This window comes from Gottfriedia endophytica, assembly GCF_017814275.1.
Classification (GTDB): Bacteria; Bacillota; Bacilli; order Bacillales; family Bacillaceae_G; genus Gottfriedia; species Gottfriedia endophytica.
Window position 1 is genome coordinate 1 of the sequence record NZ_JAGIYQ010000034.1, and the last position, 1,356, is coordinate 1,356.

Sequence of the window (1,356 nt, forward strand, 5' to 3'; positions counted from 1 at the left end):
TGGTCAAGACCCCAAAAAGTGGAGATGAAAAAAAAACAGAGTTATTTCCTTCAGGAAATAGCTCTATTTTTGCCTTTATGTTGAGCTATTACTTAGTTAAATTTCTTTTTTGATTCATGCTTAAGAAGCCAGTTGTTGTTGCTTAAAGCTAACTGGAGATAGTCTATTTAATCTTCGTTGTCTTCTCTTATGATTATATTTAAAAATGTATTTATGAATAATAACTTCTAAATCCTCTACATTTTGTACAGAATAGGGATAGAAGGCTTCTGTTTTCAAATGTGAAAAGAAACTTTCAATGCAGGCATTATCATACGGATTGCCTGGTCGAGACATACTGGACTTAATTTCATAAGCTTCCAGTGTATCTTGGTATAGTTTGGATGTGTATTGTGTTCCCCGGTCGCTATGGAGAATAACATTTTGCACATCCTTTTCTTTTTGGATTGCTTGGTACACTGTTTTTACCACAAATAATGTTTCTGTACTTTTACTCATTTCATAAGCGATAATTTCATTATTAAACAGATCTAATATGGCTGATAAATGTACTTTCTCTTCTCCAACTTGGAAGGTAGTAATATCTGTAACCCATTTTTGATTTGGCTTATCGACTGTAAAATCTCTGTTTAGAAGGTTAGGGGCAACTGTTTCAGGCTCTTTCAATCTATATTGATTGTAGTTAGGGTATTTTCTCTTTCTCCTAATAATTGATTGAATTCCAAGCTCCCTACATAATCTATATACTCGTTTATGATTGATTTTCATGTGATATTCTTCAACTAACTCCATGTGTATATTCCGGTATCCCCATTGTTTATCTGATTCCTCATATAATCTCAGAATTAATTCTTTCAATTTACTATCTTTATTCTCTTTGATACATTTCTTGAACTTATAGTAACCACTTTGTGAGACACCAAGATAGTTGCATAGATCCTCAACCTTAAATTGATTTCTTAAAATGTCAACGACATGGAATTTTAACTTTTTTCCTCCTTCATCAAGATTTCCTGATACTTTTTTAGAACAGCATTCTCCAATTCTAATTTCTTAATATATCGTTCTAGATCTGTATGTTCTTTTCTTCGACCTCTATTATCTAGATGGAATGCATGGCCATCTCTCTGATATTTCATCCACCAAGTAGTGACAGTGTCACGACTAACAATGTTTAATTTGTCAGCTATCTGTTGATATGAAAAGCCTTCTTCTTTTAACCGAATTGCTTCAGCTTTAATTTCGAAACTATATTTTTGGAACTTCTGACCTTTTTTCGCCATAAGAAAACACCCCTTAAAGTCAATGTTGCCCAACTCTGGGTTTTTCAACATCTACTTTAAGGGGTGCAATCTA

Annotated in this window: 2 protein-coding genes; both read right to left on the bottom strand. The window is 33.0% G+C overall.

Annotation, left to right across the window (positions count from 1 at the left end; genetic code table 11):
- Positions 1-120 precede the first annotated feature (120 nt).
- A complete protein-coding gene (locus J5Y03_RS19695; protein WP_209407701.1) occupies positions 121-1,050 on the bottom strand; it encodes an IS3 family transposase in 930 nt (309 codons plus the stop codon).
- Positions 984-1,283 (bottom strand): helix-turn-helix domain-containing protein, encoded by a 300-nt coding sequence (locus tag J5Y03_RS19700; protein WP_209407700.1) that lies wholly within the window; start codon positions 1,281-1,283, stop codon positions 984-986. The genes J5Y03_RS19695 and J5Y03_RS19700 overlap by 67 nt, the downstream gene beginning before the upstream one ends.
- Positions 1,284-1,356: the final 73 nt, after the last annotated feature.

What these genes read in the sequence shown, in the direction of transcription:
- J5Y03_RS19700 (WP_209407700.1), bottom strand. Translation starts at nt 1,283, where the DNA reads ATGGCGAAAAAAGGTCAGAAGTTCCAAAAATATAGTTTCGAAATTAAA.